Here is a 15,644-nt window from a genome sequence, read left to right as displayed (position 1 = left end):
ACATGCGGCGTCTACTTCTATGGATTGCAGGTGATCGGATATCAGATAGTCGTACTGATGAGAGCTGGGCAGATGACCAAGCGCACCCGGCCCCAGGCGGTCGCCCTCCTGTCGGCGCTCCTCGTGTCCGCGGCCGCCGCCGGATGCTCGGGCACCGGCGACCCCGCACCCGCCCGCCTCGGCGAGAGCGCCGGACGGGCCCCCTCCAGCGCCGCCGGTGCCCCGGCCGGCAAGGGCTTCACCCTGGTCGCGAGCGGAGACGTGCTGCCGCACACCTCCGTCATCCAGCGCGCGTCGAACGACGCGGACGGCGACGGGTACGACTTCAGGCCGATGTTCTCCGGCGTCAAGCCCGTGGTCTCCGCGGCCGACCTGGCCCTCTGCCACATGGAGACCATCTACGGGGAGGAGGGTGGCCCGTTCTCCGGCTACCCGGCCTTCAAGTCCCCGCCGGAGGTCGCCGACGGGCTGAAGGACGCCGGGTACGACGGCTGCTCGACGGCCTCGAACCACACCCTCGACGACGGGGCCGCGGGGCTGCGCCGCACCCTGGACCGCTTCGACAAGGTCGGGCTGAAGCACGCCGGCTCGGCCCGTACGGCGGCCGAGGCGGCCACGGTGACCACGTACACGGCGGGCTCCGCCAAGGTCGCGCACCTCGCGTACACCTACGACACCAACGGCTACCCGCTGCCCGAGGGCCAGCCCTGGGCGGTCAACCTCATGAAACAGGACAAGATCATCGCGGATGCGCGGGCCGCCCGGAAGGCGGGCGCGGACGTGGTGCTGGTGAGCGTGCACTGGGGTACGGAATGGCAGACCGAGCCGGACGAGACCCAGCTCTCGCTCGGCAAGGCGCTGACCGCCTCGCAGACCGGCAGCCGGCCGGACATCGACCTGATCCTCGGCACGCACGCGCACATCCCGCAGCCCTACGAGAAGGTCAACGGGACCTGGATCATCTACGGCATGGGCGACCAGGTCGCGGGCGAGATGTTCAACTACACGGGCGCCCGGGACATGCGGGGCAACTACGGCTCGATCGGCCGCTTCACCTTCGCCCCGCCCGCCGCCGAGGGGCAGCGCTGGCAGGTCACCAAAGCCGAGTTCGTGCCGCAGATGATGGACCTGTCCGCCGGCCGGGTCGTCAATCTCGCACGGCCCTCCGACCGTGACGACCACGAGAGCGCCCGGGACGAGATCATCGAGGCCGTCCTCAGCCGCGGCGCCGCCAAGGACGGCCTCACCCTCGCCCAGTAGGCCCCGGCCCCACGGGACCAGGGCCAGGTCTGACGGGACGCCCCGGTCGCACGGGACGCCCCGGTCCTACGGGACGCCCGGGTCCTACGGGACGACGGTCACCGGCCAGCGGCCCGCCCTGACCAGGCGGATCGCCACCGAGCCCACGATGCGGTGGCCCGCCTGCTCGGACGCGCCGACCACCACCGCGTCCGCCATCAGCTCCTCCGCCGCGCCCACCAGCCCGGCGTACGGGTCGCCGCGGAAGGTGTGGAACTGCCAGCGCACCTCGTAGATGCCCTTGAGCCGCTCCGCGGACTCGCGGATCTCGGCCACCAGCCCCTCCGCGATCTCCCCGGTGGTGTCGGCCACCGGCGCCCCCAGGGCGGCCCCGGCCGGCATCACCGGCTGGACGTACACCAGCGCCAGCAGCGCGTTCTGCCGCCGGGCCAGCCCCGCCGCGTAGGCCGCCGCCCGCAGCGAGGAGTCGGAACCGTCGACCCCGGCGAGGATCACCTTCGGCCCGTCGGTACCGCGTTCGAATCCCGTGTTCACGTGCTCCGTCACCCTGCCGAGGTTAGGCGATGCCCCGTTCCGCTCGGCGCGCGCACCCGCCCGGCCCTCCCTACAGTGCGAACCATGAGTGCCACCGTGGAGGAGACGCGCGGGACCCGGAACCGCTTCCTGAACCGGGTGCCCGACGGGTTCGGCGCGTTCTTCGGAGCGCTCGGCCTGCTGTGCGCCCTGCTCTCGCTCTCCCCGACACTGCGGCGGCTCCTGCGCCACGTCGTGCGCTTCCTCGACCTGATCGTCGTACCGGTCAGCGCGAACCTCGCCTACGCCGTGTTCCTCTTCCTCCTCGCCGCGGCCCTCGGCACCCGCAAGAAGGTCGCCTGGTGGATCGTCATCACCTATCTGGCCCTGCTGATGCTCGACGACGTCCTGGACATGGCCGTCGGCGACTACTGGATCGGCGTCCCCTCCATGGCCATCGCCGTCGCCGCGATGGCCGTGCTGATCGCCGCCCGCGACGAGTTCTACGCCGCCTCCCGGCCCGGGGCCCTGTGGCACGCCCTGCTCGTGCTGGGCCTCGGCCTGCTCGCCGCCGTCCTCGTCGGCTGGGGACTCGTCGCCCTCTTCCCCGGCACGCTCCCCAAGGGCCAGTGGCTGGACTGGGCCGCCAAGGAGGTCTTCGGCGGTCTCTTCTCGGCCCGCCAGTTCGACGGCAGCCCGCCCCACCCGCTGTACTTCCTGCTCGGCCTCTTCGGCGCCCTCGCCCTGCTGAACGCGGCCGCCACCCTCTTCCGCTCCCAGCGGCTGACCGCCGCCCTGCACGGGGACGAGGAGCCCCGCATCCGCGCCCTCCTCGGCGCCTACGGACGCAACGACTCGCTCGGCTACTTCGCCACCCGGCGCGACAAGGCCGTGGTCTTCGCCCCCAACGGCAAGGCCGCCGTCACCTACCGCGTCGAGGCCGGTGTCTGCCTCGCCAGCGGGGACCCGGTGGGCGACCCCGCCGCCTGGACCCCGGCCGTCGACGCCTGGCTGGCCGTGGCCCGCCGCTACGGCTGGCAGCCCGCCGTCATGGGCGCCTCCGAGGACGGCGCCACCGCCTACGCCCGCTCCGGACTCAGCGCCCTCCAGCTCGGCGACGAGGCCATCCTGCACGTCGCCCACTTCGACCTCGACGGCCGGGACATGCGCGTGACCCGCCAGGCCGTCAACCGGGTCAAGCGGACCGGCGCCACCACCCTCATCCGCCGCCACTCGGCCCTCTCCGAGGACGAGATGCAGACCATCGTCGACCGGGCCGACCGCTGGCGGGACACCGAGACCGAACGCGGCTTCTCCATGGCCCTGGACCGGCTCGGCGACCGTGCCGACGGAGACTGCCTGTTGGTCGAGGCCTTCGACGCGCAGGGCGAACTGATCGCCCTGCTCTCCTTCGTCCCCTGGGGCAGGGACGGCATCTCCCTCGACCTCATGCGCCGCGACCGCGCCGCCCCGAACGGGGTCATGGAGTTCATGGTCGCCCAGCTGTGCGCCGCGGCCCCCGGCCTGGGCGTCCGGCGGATCTCCCTGAACTTCGCCGTCTTCCGCTCCGCCTTCGAGGAGGGCGGCCGGATCGGCGCCGGACCCGTCCTCAAGCTGTGGCGCAGGCTGCTGCTGTTCTTCTCCCGCTGGTGGCAGCTGGAGGCGCTGTACCGCTCGAACGTCAAGTACGGCCCCGAGTGGTACCCGCGGTTCCTCTGCTACCAGGACGCCGGCTCGCTCGCCCGGGTCAGCCTCGCCTCCGGCATCGCCGAGGGCTTCGTCTCCGTACCCAGCCTGCGCACCCTGTGGGGCAACGGCCACCCCAGGGGACTCACCAACCCCGCCACCACCCAGGGGCTGCCCTCCATCGACTCCCTGGGTCTGGACGCCGTGGGGGAGGGCGAGGGCACCGCCCCCGCCGAGCGGTTGCCCGAGCAGGTCCGCGTCCGCCACGCCAAACTGGACCGCCTCCGGGCGGTCGGCACCGACCCCTACCCGGTGGGAATCCGCCCGCGCACCCACACCGTCGCCCAGCTGAAGGCCGCCCTCCCCGGGCTCGAGCCCGGCGCCCGGTCGGGCGAGCCGGCCACCCTCGCCGGGCGCGTGATGGTCGTACGCGACCTCGGCGGCGTGGTCTTCGCCGTCCTGCGCGACTGGTCCGGCGACATGCAGCTGATGCTCACCCGCGACGAGTCCGGGAGCGAGGTGCTTGACTCCTTCACCGCCCAGGTCGACTTCGGCGACCACGTGCTGGTCAGCGGCGAGGCCGGGGCCAGCAAGGCCGGCGAGCCCTCCCTCCTGGTCCGCTCCTGGCAGCTCACCGGCAAGTGCCTGCGCCCCCTGCCCGACAAGCGCAAGGGACTCGCCGACCCCGAGGCCCGGGTCCGGCGCCGCTACCTCGACCTCGTCGCGAGCCCCGAGGCGCGCGACGTCGTACGGGCCCGCTCCAGCGCCGTCCAGGCCCTGCGCCAGGGTCTGCTGGAGCGCGGCTACCTGGAGGTCGAGACCCCGATGCTCCAGCAGATCCACGGCGGGGCCAACGCCCGGCCCTTCCGCACCCACATCAACGCCTACGACCTCGATCTGTACCTGCGCATCGCCCCCGAGCTGTACCTCAAGCGGCTCTGTGTCGGCGGCATGGAGAAGGTCTTCGAGATGGGCCGCACCTTCCGCAACGAAGGCGTCTCCTACAAGCACAACCCCGAGTTCACGATGCTGGAGGCCTATCAGGCCTTCGCCGACTACGACGTGATGCTCGACCTCACGCGCGAACTCATCCAGGGCGCCGCCACCGCCGCCTTCGGCTCGCCGATCGCCCACAAGGCGGGACCGGACGGGAAGCTCGTCGTCCACGACATCTCCGGGACCTGGCCGGTCAAGACCATGTACGGGGCCATCAGCGAGGCCCTCGGCGAGGAGGTCGACGCCGACACCGGGGAACCCGTACTGCGCAGGCTGTGCGACCGGGCCGGCGTGCCGCACGCCCCCGAGGACACCCGCGGCGACGTGGTCCTGGAGATGTACGAACGACTGGTGGAGGAGAAGACCGGACTGCCCACCTTCTACAAGGACTTCCCCACCGACGTCTCCCCGCTCACCCGCCAGCACCGCAAGGACCCGCGGCTCGCCGAGCGCTGGGACCTGGTCGCCTTCGGAACCGAACTGGGCACCGCCTACTCGGAGCTGACCGACCCCGTCGAGCAGCGGCGCCGGCTCACCGCGCAGTCCCTGCTCGCGGCGGGCGGCGACCCGGAAGCCATGGAGCTCGACAACGACTTCCTGGACGCGCTGGAGTACGCGATGCCGCCGACCGGCGGGCTGGGCATCGGCGTGGACCGCCTGGTCATGTTCCTCACGGGCCTGACGATCCGCGAGACGCTCCCGTTCCCCCTGGTGCGGCGCGGCTGACCGGCCGCCCGGCTGGTCCGGGCGGGTGACGGGGACGGGGCGCGTCCGCGCCTCTCGACATCTGCGGCGATGTCGTTGATACGTAGTAATAATGAAAAATGACGAGCCGACAGTAGGGCGGCGCGCGCTCCTGCGTACCGCCGTCTTCCTCGGAGTGGCGGCCGCCGCCGGACTGGTCTCCTCGGGCGGCGAGGGCGCAACGCCCGGTGTCCCCAGGGCGGGTGGTGCGGGCGGTGCGCCGGGCGCCGCCGGGCCCGGGCCGAATCCCGCGGCGGGAGCGCCCGGGGCCGCCTTCCCCCAGGGACTGCCCGAGAGGGCCTACCGGCTGCGCCCCATGACCTCCGACGCCCCCGCACGGCCCGCCGTCGTGCAGCCGGCCGTCCGGACCCGGCCCATCCTGGAGCTCCCGGCCGACGCGAGCACCGCCAGCGCCATGGTGCTCACCTTCGACGACGGGCCCGACCCCCGCTACACCCCGGGCATCCTCGACACCCTCGCCCGGTACGGCGTACGCGCCATGTTCTTCGTCTGCGGGGAGATGGCCGCGGAGAACCCGAACCTGCTGCGCCGGATGGTCGCCGAAGGGCACGTCATCGGCAACCACACCTGGACCCACCCGCTCATCCCCAAGCTCAGCCGGCCCGCCCTCGCCTCCGAGATCGGCCGCACGAGCGAGGTCGTGCAGCAGACCGTCGGCGAGGCACCGGTGTGGTTCCGCGCGCCGTACGGGGCCTGGAACCGGGCCGCCTTCGAGATCGGGGCCGAGCTGGGCATGGAGCCGCTCGCCTGGACCGTGGACACCCTCGACTGGAAGGAGCCCGGGACGGGCACGATCATCTCCCGGGTCCTCGGCGGCGCGGGCCCCGGCGTGATCGTCCTGTCCCACGACGCGGGCGGCAACCGCTCGCAGAGCGTCCAGGCGATCTCCTCCTACCTGCCCCAACTGCTGGGGCGGGGCTACCGGATGACCCTTCCGAAGCTGCCGCCCCGCTGAGCGGCCCGCCGCCCGGCGGGCGACCGCTCAGCGGGCCTCGACCATGCGGGCGAAGACGACCACGTTGCCGTCGTAGCCGCGGGCCTTCGAGTACCCGCCGCCGCACGTGATCACCCGGAGTTCCGGGTGCCCGGTGTCCCCGTACACCCGGGCTCCGGGGAAGGCCTCCTTGGAGAACACCTCCACGCCGTAGACCTCGAACACGGCCGTGCGCCCGTCGTACCGCTCCACCTCGACGCGGTTGCCCGGCTTGAGGGATCCCAGGCCGTAGAAGACCGCCGGGCCCTGCGCGTTGTCCACGTGCCCCACGATCACCGCCGAACCGCGCTGGCCCGGCGAGATGCCGTTGAGGTACCAGCCGGCGAGATTGCGGTCCTGCGGCGGCGGGGCGTCGATCCAGCCCTCCGCGTCCAGCCCGACCGTCATCACCGGCGCGTCCACGTTGATCGTGGGGATCCGGATGCGCTGCACCGACGAGTGCTCCAGCACCTCCATGCCCGCGGGCGCCACCGGCGGGTTCGCCGGCAGCTGGTCGGCCCTCACCGCCACCGCCGAGGCCGCGGTGGGCTGGGGCGGTCCGCCGCCGATGTCCACGCCGTTCCGCACCATGGCGAGGCCGGTGAGCATGACCAGGGCGAGTACGCCCCACGGTGAGCGTTTGCGTGACTGCCCGGTCTCGTCCTCGCCCATCGTTCTCCCTTCCCGACGCGGGGGTCCCGACCCGCGTTCCTGTCCCGCCCCTGTACGCCCTACTTCACGCACGCTAAGGGCGACCGGGCGGGACGGCGAGGGGGGAGGTGCGAACGGGTGGCCGCGGCCCCGGAGGGGGCCGGAAGAGGTGCGTCCATCCAGGTAATCGTCACATAAATGCCTGACGGGTCGTGACCTGCGGATCCGTCAGCCGCAACGTCCGCGCTTCGGCGTGTCGCTCAACCGGGCGGCCCAAAGCCGGAAATGCGGAGCTTGCGGGGCGATCGGAGGGTTCGACGTGGGAGGCGTTCTCGTCGATCATCCGGGGCCGACGCTCCGGGGCGCTTCCCGCTGGAGGTTCCACCATGCGTGTCTTGCGCGCTCTTACCGTGACGGCGGCAGCCTGCGCCGCGATCGGCCTCAGTGTCCCGTTCGCCTCCGCGAACCAGAACCCCGGTGGTGGTCAGGGCGGGAACGGCGGTCCCAGCAACATCTCGGTCAACCCGTACTCCGTGCACCAGGGATCCACGATGCAGGTGAGCGCGTCGGGCTGCGGACACGGCGGTACCGTCTCCTCGCCCGGGAACTTTCCGCCGGCCAACCTGTCCGCGGGGTCGATCGGCTTCGCGAACGTCCGGATCTTCAACCACGCCTCGCCCGGCCACCACACGCTCTCGGTCCGGTGCAACGACAGCAGCCTGGTCGCCACGCACCGCTTCACGATCCTCGAAGGCAACCCCTCGCAGGGTGGCATCGGTGGATCCTTCGGCCCGTCCGCCGCCGAGACCGCCATCGGCGCGGGCCTCGTCGGCGCCGCGGCGCTCGGCGCGGGGGCCCACGTGGTGCGCCGTCGCCGTCCGCTCCGCAGCCGGGCCTGACCGGACACCCTTCCGGTCGGGTGAGTGCCCCGCCCGTGTTCCCCGCTGTCGCCGGTCACCCCCAGCCCTCGCCCGGGCCCGGGGTGACCGGCGGCAGCGGGGAACACGGGCGGGTTCCTCAGTGGCCGCGGCCGGATCCCCTGCGGCGCAGTACGTACGCGGCGCCGCCCGCGGCGGTGAGGAAGAGGCCGGCGCCCGCGCCGAACTCCACGGGATCCATGCCGGCCACACTGCCGCCGAGGCCGCCGCGGACACCGCGGGCCGAACCGGCGACCGTGGCGTTCGTGGGCTTGGCGGCCCGCGTGGCCGTGGCGGTGGCGGTCCGCGTGGAACTGGTGGTGGGCCGGGTCGTGCCGCCGGCGATGGTCAGGTCGGCCGAGCCGGTCTCCCCGTTGCAGGTGAAGGAGACGGAGTAGACGGCCCCGCGCCGGGCGTCCCGGTCCACGGTGACCCGCGCGGTCTGCCCGCGCGCGATGCTCACGGTGTCGAAGACCCCGGAGGAGGCGGTCGAGTAGGCGGAGTTGCAGCCGCTGACCGCGAGCACCGTCTGGCCGCCCGGGGCCACGGTGGAGGGGGTGATCGTGAAGCCGAACGAGGTGATCTGGCGGGCCCCGACCCCGGCCCCGGCCGAGGTCGCGGCGGACGCGCCGAATGCGCCGAGCGCGAGTACGGCGGCCGTTGCGCCGGCGCTGAGCAGGACGGTGGCGGAGCTGCGTATCGCACCCATGCTTGAGTCTCCGGATCCCCGAGGAGCAGCCGCGGAACGGTTTCCGCACGTGGGGGGTCGTGCGCCTCGATGTCCGCCACGCTAGGTCCGGGGGCGGTGGCCCGCGATCAGGAACGGGCGAATGGGGCATGACCCTAGGCCGAACCGGGGACGGGAGGCCGCCCCCGGTTTGCCGGGCGGCCGTCAGTCGCCGAGGTCCAGGTGCGCGAACTGCGCGAGGAAGGGCTCGGCGGTGGCCGCGATGCCCCGCCCGAAGGGCGCGTCGAAGTCCCAGATCAGGAACAGCAGGAACGCGATCAGGGCACTGAACAGGCCGGCCAGCAGCAGCTCCCGGAACGACCGCCTGATCTGTAGCGTGAAGATCAGGCCCACCGTCACCAGGGCGCCCGCGAGCAGCCCGAACCACACCACCCCCGGCATGGTGGCCCCGGCGCTCTGGCCGCGCGCACTGCGGGCGTCGTCCACCACCGCGACCTGGTCGACCAGTGGCTGGTACGCCTGCCCCTCGTGGTCGGTCTGCGGCTCGTAGTCGGTGACGTCCCGGCGGATACGTTCCAGCAGCTCCCCGCCGCGGTCCGTGAGGTCGCCGTGGTCGGCCATCTCCTTCCACTCGGTGTCCACCACGTACGTCACGTACGCGTCGACGTCGGACCGGATCTTCTTGCGCACCTCGGCCGGGTAGACCTCGGAGCGGACACTGATCTCGTGCAGGGCCTGCGCTTCTTGGCGCACGTATTCCTGGGCGGCGCCGCGGCCCTCCCAGACACCGGCGATCGCCAGGCCCAGCACGATCGCGTAGATCACGCCGATCATCATCGTCATGTATTCGATGACGTCCGGGGTTTCGTTCGGATCGTCGTCCTCGCCGATCCTGCGGTGGTTGAAGAAGGCGATGGACAGCACCACGGCACAGGCCGCGGCCATCGCGAGGGACAGGACGAGCCATTCCGACAAGATGACTCCCGATCGGTTTCAGGTGGGGCGGGTCAACGCGGGCGCAGCGCGACGATCGCGAGCACCGCGGGAGCCGCGGTCAGCAGGGTGAAGGTCACCGGCGAGATGTGGTGCTCGACAGGTTTGCGGGCCGGTGCGTGGTACGCCGGGCGGGCCACCGCCTTCGGCGGCGGCGGTGTCACCACGGGGGCGGGTGGGGGCGGTGCGGGCGCCGTGACCGCGCGGGGTGGTGGGGGCGCCGGTTTCGGCGCGGGCGGTGGGGGCAGGACGGGCTTGGGCACGGGTTTTGGCGCCGGCTTGGGCGCCGGAGGCGGTGGCGTGGGCTTCGGGGGCGGGGCGGGCGTGGGCTTGGGCGGCGGTGGCGGCGTCGGCGGTGGAGGAGGGGGGGGCGGCGGTGGTGGTGGTGGAGGCGGCGGGGGCGGCGGCTTCGGCGGGCACGGTGGTGGGGGCGGTGGCGGCGGGCAATGGGGGCCGCCGTGTCGGCTCCCGTCGTGGTCCCCGCCACGGCCCCTTCCGTGGCCGGAGCCGCGGTCGTCACCGTGATGTCCGCCACCCGGGCCGCCTCCGCGGCCGCTGCCGCCGGCCACCGCGAACACCGCGGTGGCGGTCGCGCCGTCCCCGGAGCAGGTGGTCGCGTAGGCGCAGCTATCAGCCACGGCCGGCGTGGCGGACAAGGCCGCCCACAGCAGGACCGGGACCGCCAGCAGGCGCTGGGCACAGGCTCTGTTCACCCGGGGAGCATGGGCCCGCGCGCGCCCGCGCACGCGAGGCTCGGCCCCCGGTTCGCCTGAACGGGTGGAGCCGCGACCCGAGAGGTTTGAGCCACTTGTGGGACGGTCCTGAGGTCATCCCGATCACGCACCGGTCAATTCCCAAAAGGGATTTGTCGGTACCGGTCATTCGCCCCGCGGGGCATGGTGGGCGCCTTTGGTGTGTGACGAAGAACGGATCGCCAATTTCCGCTTTTGCTCGCCCTGTTGGGCAATGATCAGTACATTCGGCTCGGACAGGAGTCCGACCTCGGACGGACCACCGTAGGAACAACGCTTGGAGACCTCGATGGAGCGCCCGGCCTGGGCCCCGCCAGGCATCGACATATCGGTGCCGAGCGTGTCCCGCATCTACGATTACTACCTGGGCGGGTCCCACAATTTCGAGGTCGACCGCCAGGCGGCCCGACGCGCCATGGAATTCATGCCGGGACTGCCCAAGATCATGCAGGCCAACCGGGCATTCATGCGCCGCGCCGTCCGGCACGCCGTCGCCGAGGGCGTCACGCAGTTCCTCGACATCGGCTCCGGCATCCCCACCTTCGGCAATGTCCACGAGGTCGCCCAGGCCGCCAGCCCCGAGGCGCGCGTGGTCTACGTCGACCACGACCCGGTGGCCGTCGCGCACAGCCGAGCCGTCCTCGGCGAGGACGACCGCACCGACATCGTCGCCGCCGACCTGCGCAAGCCGAAGGAGATCCTGGCCTCCGCCGAGGTCGGCCGGCTGATCGACTTCGACCGGCCGGTCGCCCTCCTGCTCGTCGCCGTCCTGCACTTCCTGGAGGACGCCGACGACCCGTACGCCGCCGTCGCCGCACTGCGCGACGCGCTGGCCCCCGGCAGCCTGCTGATCCTCACGCACGCCTCGTACGAGGGGATCCCGCTCACGGAGGAGGTCGCGGGCGGCGTCGTCGACGTCTACCGGAACATCCGCAACCCGCTCGTCATGCGCACCGGCGAGCAGATCGGCCGGTTCTTCGACGGCTTCGAGCTGCTGGAGCCCGGACTGGTCTCCATGCCCGACTGGCGGCCGGACGGACTCGGCGGCGAGGCGGAGGAAGAGACACCGGAAGACCCCTATGCCTTTTCGGGCTTCGGCGGAGTGGGACGCAAGGCGTGAGACTTCCGGCACAGACCGCGGGCGCACCGGACGCCGTCGCGGCGCCCGCCGCCACACCGGCCGCAGTGGCGGCCGCGGCACCGGCCGCCGGCCCCGCCGCGGCGCCGCACGGCGGCATCGAGGACCGGATCGCCCGCTTCGCGACCATCTGGGGCCGGGCGATCTTCCCGGTCACGGCGACCTCGCTCACCCGCACCGAGTTCGAGCGGCACCTGGTGCCGCTCACCCGGACGCTCACCGAGGCCCTGCACGCCCGGCCCTTCGACGCCGCCGTCGCGCACCGCGTCGGGGCGGACCTCGTCGCCGTGCACTGCACCGACCCCGAGGCCCTGGCCGGCACCCTCGGCGTGATCGAGTCGTACCTGGTGCTCTACTGCGGACCGGACGGACTCGAAGGCTCCGGCGTGGAGGCCACCGCCGAGTACCACGCGCGCTGCGCCCGGCTCCAGCACGCCATGGCGGCCGGGTACGCCCGCGCCCTGCGCGAGCGCACCCTCCGGGAGCAGGAGGCCATCGCCCGCTCCGCGCTGACCGCCCGCACCGATGCCCAGCAGGCCCTGCACGCGAGCGAGGAGCGCTTCCGGGCCGTCTTCGAGGGCGCGGCCGTCGGCATCGGCATCGCTGACCTCGACGGGAACGTCCTGGAGGTCAACGACACCCTCCTGCAGATGTTCGGCGGCCTGGAGGGCCACGTCCGCAGCCGCAACGTCAGCGAGTGGGGCCACCCCGACGACACCCCGCACGTGTGGCGGATGTACGGGGAACTGGTGCGCGGCGAACGCGAGAGCTACCGCGTGGAGAAGCCGTACTACCGGCACGACGGAACCGTCCTCTGGACCAACCTCACGGTGTCGCTGCTGCGCGACGCCGACGGGAAGCCGCAGTACCAGCTGGCGCTGATGGAGGACACCACCGAACGCCGGCTGCTGAACCTGCGCCTGCGCTACGAGGCCACCCACGACGCCCTCACCGGACTGCCCAACCGGACGCTGTTCTTCGAGCGGCTCGAAAAGGCCCTCAGCGGCGCCGGCGGCAGCCGCTACGGCCTGTGCTACCTGGACCTCGACGGCTTCAAGACGGTCAACGACAGCCTCGGGCACTCGGCGGGGGACCGGCTGCTCGTCGAGGTCGCCGACCGGCTGCAGAGCTGCGCGACCGGCCCCGGCGAGGTCGTCGCCCGGCTCGGCGGCGACGAGTTCGTCGCCCTGACCACCGGCCCCGACACCGAGCAGAAGGTGACCGACCTCGCCGTCCGCATCCTCTCCGCCCTGTCCACGCCGATCCGGCTGGAGGGCCGGGAACTGACGGTCCGGGGCAGCATCGGGATCGTCGAGGGCCCGGCCAAGGAACGCACCCCGGCGGAGGTGCTGCGCAGCGCCGACATCACGATGTACCGGGCCAAGGCGGCCGGCGGCAACCGCTTCGAATTCGCCGACGCCGAGGCCGACGCCCGCGCGATCACCCGCCACGGCCTGACCAACGCCCTGCCGGCGGCGCTGGAACGCGGCGAGTTCTTCATCGAGTACCAGCCGCTGGTCCACATGCGCGACGGCACCGTGCGCGGGGCCGAGGCCCTGGTGCGCTGGTCGCACCCGCAGTACGGGGTACTCGGCCCGGACCGCTTCATCCCGCTCGCCGAACGCACCGGGCTGATCGTGCCGCTCGGCCGCTGGGTGCTGGAGGAGTCCGTCCGCCAGGCCCGGATCTGGCAGTGCCAGAACGGCGGCTCGGCCCTGCGGGTCAACGTCAACCTCTCGCCGACCCAGCTGCACCACCCGGGCCTCGTCGCCGACACCGTCGCCGTGCTGGAGAAGTCCGGGCTCGCCCCGGGCGCCCTGTGCCTGGAGGTCACCGAATCCGCCCTGATAGGGGCCGACGACGAACTCCTGGAGCCGCTGCGCCGGCTCGCCGCCCTGGGCGTGGACATCGCCCTCGACGACTTCGGCACCGGCTACTCGAACCTCGCCAATCTGCGGCGCCTGCCGGTCAGCGTCCTCAAGCTCGACCGCTCCTTCACCCAGGGGATGCAGCAGCAGCCCGCCAACCCGGTCGACGTCAAGATCGTGGAGGGGATCGTCGCCCTCGCCCACAGCCTCGAACTCGCCGTCACGGTCGAGGGCGTGGAGACCGGAGCCCAGGCCGCCCAGCTGCGCGCCCTCGGCTGCGACACCGCCCAGGGCTGGTACTACGCCCGCCCCGGAGCCCCCGACCGCATCCATGCCCTCTCCCTCTCGGACGCGGTGCCCACACCTTCCTGACGCCTCCTCCACGGACCGTCGGGAGGGCCGGGAGCCCGGGCCGCGGATTCCCGGGACCGGGAGAGCCGGGCCAAGGGCTGGGAGTCCCGGGCGGGGAGTCCCGGGCCGGAAGTCCCGGGCCGGGAGTCGGGCGGGGTCGGCTCAGGCTCCGGCGGGCGGCTGGCTCCGGTTCAGGCCGACCTCCGTCCCGCGGCCGGGGGTCCGGACGGCCTCCAGGACCCGCTCGTACCGCTCCGCCGTGTCGGCCAGGACGTCGGCCGCCACCGGCAGCCGCTCCGCCTCGTACGCGTCGAGCACCTCCTCACTGCCGGGCCCGGTGAGCGCGGCGGCCAGCGTCCGGGCGAGGGCGGCCGCGTCCTGGATGCCGGTGTTCATGCCGAGCCCGCCGGCTATGGGCTGCACGTGCGCGGCATCCCCGGCGAGGAAGACCCGGCGCTCCCGCAGTCGTGTGGCCATCCGGATGTTGACCCGCCAGGCCGAGATCCACGTCGCATCGACGAGCCGGATGCCCGGCACCCGGGCATGCCGGTCGAAGAGCCGCTGGAAGCTCTCCAGGGAGGGAGGCAGCGGCTCGCCCCGCTCGTCCCGCTCGGGCGAGGCCTGCAACTGGAAGCTGTCCGTCCCCGGCATCGGGCAGAGGAGCATTCCATTGCCGTCCGAGGTGAACCACTGGTGCCAGACGTCCCGGCTGAGCCCGGGTGCCCGGACGTCCCCGATGACCATCGCGGGCTCCTCCTGGCCGTTCCCCTCGAAGGGGATGCCGAGCAGCTTGCGGGTGGTGCTGCGCCCGCCGTCGCACCCGGCGAGATAGCGGGCTCCGATCACGGTGCCGTCCGCCAGCTCGGCGCGCACACCGGACTCGTCCTGGCTGATTCCGGCGAGCTCCGATCCGTACTCGACCCGCACCCCCAGCCCGGCGAGCCGCTCACGCAGGGCCGCTTCGATCTGCCACTGCCCGATCAGCAGGCCGGCGTCGGTGCGGGTGTCGTTGATGTGCTCCCCGTCGAAGTACTTGCGCAGCACCACGCTCCTGCTGCCGGTGGCGGCCAGGGTGTCGAGCACGCCGAGCTCCCGGAAGACGTCGAGGCTGCCAGGCAGCAGCCCCTTGCCCCGGGACTCGTGGTGCGCTTCGGTGCGCCGGTCGATGACGCGCACCGCGAAGCCGCGCAGCGCCAGGTCGCAGGCGAGCGTCAGTCCGGTGGGACCCGAGCCGGTGATCAGTACGTCGGTCATGGGATGTCCTCTCCTCGTCGATGTCTCAAGGAAAGCGGCTCCCGGGAGAAAAAGCAACCCGGTTACAAAAATAACTCGGTCACGAATCCGTGCTACGCTGTGCGCATGGAGAACACGACGGGTCTGCGCGAGAACAAGAAGCTCCGTACGCGTCACCGACTGGCGGCGACGGCGCTGGAGCTCTTCCTGGAACGGGGCTTCGACGCCGTGTCGGTGGCGGACGTCGCCGCCGCGGCCGAGGTCTCCAAGCCCACCCTCTTCCGGTACTTCCCGAGCAAGGAGGACCTGCTGCTCGACCGGTTCGCCGACCATCAGGACGAGGTGGCGCGCATCGTGCGCGAGCGGCCCGCGGGCCGCACGCCGGTGGGTGTGGTGCACGCGCACTTCCTGGACGCCCTGGCCGAGCGGGACCCGATCACCGGCCTGTGCGACCACCCGAACGTGATGGCCTTCCAGCAGCTCGTCTACAGCACCGCCAGCCTGAAGAGCAGACTTGGCCTCTACACCCAGCGCGAGGTGGAGCTGGCCGCCGCCGGGCTCGAGGCGGAGACGGTCCCCGAGCTGGCCGCCCGCCTGGCGGCGACGCATCTGGTGGCGGTCCGCCACGAGTTGGGCCGGGTCAACTGGCGGCGGATCGAGTCCGGACAGAGCGCCGACGAGGCCTACCCGGCCGCGGTGACCGATGCCGACCTGGCCTTCGGGATGCTCGCCGACGGCCTCGACAAGTCCCTGCCGACTGCACCCGCCCCGGCCGCGGACTGACCCCCGCCCCGGCCGACGCCCCCACCCGGCCGCAGCCCGACCCCGCCCCGGCCGACGCCCACCACCCGGCCGCAGCC

At 72.7% G+C, this 15,644-nt stretch carries 13 protein-coding genes; 7 read left to right on the top strand and 6 right to left on the bottom strand.

Annotated elements, in window-relative coordinates; translation table 11 throughout:
• The first annotated feature begins 72 nt into the window (after positions 1–72).
• Positions 73–1,260 carry a CapA family protein gene (locus IF88_RS0126425; protein WP_030717503.1) on the top strand — a complete coding sequence of 396 codons (1,188 nt, stop codon included), beginning with the start codon at positions 73–75 and terminating at the stop codon, positions 1,258–1,260.
• 84 nt (positions 1,261–1,344) lie between these two features.
• Here IF88_RS0126425 and IF88_RS0126420 read toward each other — a convergent pair whose 3' ends face one another.
• Positions 1,345–1,806, bottom strand: coding sequence for a universal stress protein (locus tag IF88_RS0126420; RefSeq protein ID WP_030717500.1), 462 nt, complete (start codon positions 1,804–1,806; stop codon positions 1,345–1,347).
• 72 nt (positions 1,807–1,878) lie between these two features.
• Between IF88_RS0126420 and lysX the strand changes: the two genes are divergently transcribed.
• Both lysX and IF88_RS0126410 read left to right on the top strand, forming a co-directional pair.
• The gene (lysX, locus tag IF88_RS0126415) at positions 1,879–5,181 is read left to right on the top strand and encodes a bifunctional lysylphosphatidylglycerol synthetase/lysine--tRNA ligase LysX (protein WP_030717497.1); all 3,303 of its coding nucleotides are present in this window, start codon (positions 1,879–1,881) and stop codon (positions 5,179–5,181) included.
• Between the two features lie 91 nt (positions 5,182–5,272).
• Positions 5,273–6,175, top strand: coding sequence for a polysaccharide deacetylase family protein (locus tag IF88_RS0126410; protein WP_030717494.1), 903 nt, complete (start codon positions 5,273–5,275; stop codon positions 6,173–6,175).
• A 27-nt stretch (positions 6,176–6,202) separates the two neighbouring features.
• Here IF88_RS0126410 and IF88_RS0126405 read toward each other — a convergent pair whose 3' ends face one another.
• A complete protein-coding gene (locus IF88_RS0126405) occupies positions 6,203–6,865 on the bottom strand; it encodes a class F sortase (RefSeq protein ID WP_030717492.1) in 663 nt (220 codons plus the stop codon).
• 365 nt (positions 6,866–7,230) lie between these two features.
• Here IF88_RS0126405 and IF88_RS0126400 point away from each other — a divergent pair, with 365 nt between their 5' ends.
• Positions 7,231–7,743 (top strand): hypothetical protein, encoded by a 513-nt coding sequence (locus tag IF88_RS0126400; RefSeq protein WP_030717489.1) that lies wholly within the window; start codon positions 7,231–7,233, stop codon positions 7,741–7,743.
• 118 nt (positions 7,744–7,861) lie between these two features.
• On the opposite strand, the gene IF88_RS0126395 is transcribed toward IF88_RS0126400, so the two are convergent.
• From IF88_RS0126395 to IF88_RS46745, 3 genes are all read right to left on the bottom strand, one after another.
• Positions 7,862–8,470, bottom strand: a complete 609-nt coding sequence (locus tag IF88_RS0126395) for a hypothetical protein (RefSeq protein ID WP_030717487.1) — start codon at positions 8,468–8,470, stop codon at positions 7,862–7,864.
• 183 nt (positions 8,471–8,653) lie between these two features.
• Positions 8,654–9,424, bottom strand: a complete 771-nt coding sequence (locus IF88_RS0126390) for a DUF4239 domain-containing protein (protein ID WP_030717485.1) — start codon at positions 9,422–9,424, stop codon at positions 8,654–8,656.
• Positions 9,425–9,456: 32 nt separating this feature from the next.
• Entirely contained in the window at positions 9,457–9,609 is a 153-nt protein-coding gene (locus tag IF88_RS46745; protein WP_158754581.1) for a hypothetical protein, read from the bottom strand.
• Positions 9,610–10,483: 874 nt separating this feature from the next.
• Between IF88_RS46745 and IF88_RS0126380 the strand changes: the two genes are divergently transcribed.
• Together IF88_RS0126380 and IF88_RS0126375 are read left to right on the top strand one after the other, a co-directional pair.
• Positions 10,484–11,314 (top strand): SAM-dependent methyltransferase, encoded by an 831-nt coding sequence (locus tag IF88_RS0126380; RefSeq protein ID WP_030717483.1) that lies wholly within the window; start codon positions 10,484–10,486, stop codon positions 11,312–11,314.
• Positions 11,315–11,379: 65 nt separating this feature from the next.
• Positions 11,380–13,572 carry a putative bifunctional diguanylate cyclase/phosphodiesterase gene (locus IF88_RS0126375; protein ID WP_030717482.1) on the top strand — a complete coding sequence of 731 codons (2,193 nt, stop codon included), beginning with the start codon at positions 11,380–11,382 and terminating at the stop codon, positions 13,570–13,572.
• Positions 13,573–13,713: 141 nt separating this feature from the next.
• Here the strand turns inward: IF88_RS0126375 and IF88_RS0126370 are convergent, their stop codons facing one another.
• On the bottom strand, positions 13,714–14,805 hold the full coding sequence (locus tag IF88_RS0126370; RefSeq protein ID WP_051837583.1) for an FAD-dependent monooxygenase: 1,092 nt from the start codon (positions 14,803–14,805) through the stop codon (positions 13,714–13,716).
• A 105-nt stretch (positions 14,806–14,910) separates the two neighbouring features.
• Between IF88_RS0126370 and IF88_RS0126365 the strand changes: the two genes are divergently transcribed.
• On the top strand, positions 14,911–15,567 hold the full coding sequence (locus IF88_RS0126365; protein ID WP_030717479.1) for a TetR/AcrR family transcriptional regulator: 657 nt from the start codon (positions 14,911–14,913) through the stop codon (positions 15,565–15,567).
• The last annotated feature ends 77 nt before the right edge of the window (positions 15,568–15,644 follow it).

Source organism: Streptomyces sp. NRRL F-2580 (assembly GCF_000720115.1).
Lineage (GTDB): Bacteria > Actinomycetota > Actinomycetes > Streptomycetales > Streptomycetaceae > Streptomyces.
The sequence above is the reverse complement of the archived record's forward strand: the minus strand, read 5'-3'. Positions and strand labels throughout refer to the sequence as shown.

What these genes read in the sequence shown, in the direction of transcription:
- IF88_RS0126425 (WP_030717503.1), top strand. Translation starts at nt 73, where the DNA reads ATGACCAAGCGCACCCGGCCCCAGGCGGTCGCCCTCCTGTCGGCGCTC.
- lysX (WP_030717497.1), top strand. Translation starts at nt 1,879, where the DNA reads ATGAGTGCCACCGTGGAGGAGACGCGCGGGACCCGGAACCGCTTCCTG.
- IF88_RS0126410 (WP_030717494.1), top strand. Translation starts at nt 5,273, where the DNA reads ATGAAAAATGACGAGCCGACAGTAGGGCGGCGCGCGCTCCTGCGTACC.
- IF88_RS0126405 (WP_030717492.1), bottom strand. Translation starts at nt 6,865, where the DNA reads ATGGGCGAGGACGAGACCGGGCAGTCACGCAAACGCTCACCGTGGGGC.
- IF88_RS0126400 (WP_030717489.1), top strand. Translation starts at nt 7,231, where the DNA reads ATGCGTGTCTTGCGCGCTCTTACCGTGACGGCGGCAGCCTGCGCCGCG.
- IF88_RS0126395 (WP_030717487.1), bottom strand. Translation starts at nt 8,470, where the DNA reads ATGGGTGCGATACGCAGCTCCGCCACCGTCCTGCTCAGCGCCGGCGCA.
- IF88_RS0126380 (WP_030717483.1), top strand. Translation starts at nt 10,484, where the DNA reads ATGGAGCGCCCGGCCTGGGCCCCGCCAGGCATCGACATATCGGTGCCG.
- IF88_RS0126370 (WP_051837583.1), bottom strand. Translation starts at nt 14,805, where the DNA reads ATGACCGACGTACTGATCACCGGCTCGGGTCCCACCGGACTGACGCTC.
- IF88_RS0126365 (WP_030717479.1), top strand. Translation starts at nt 14,911, where the DNA reads ATGGAGAACACGACGGGTCTGCGCGAGAACAAGAAGCTCCGTACGCGT.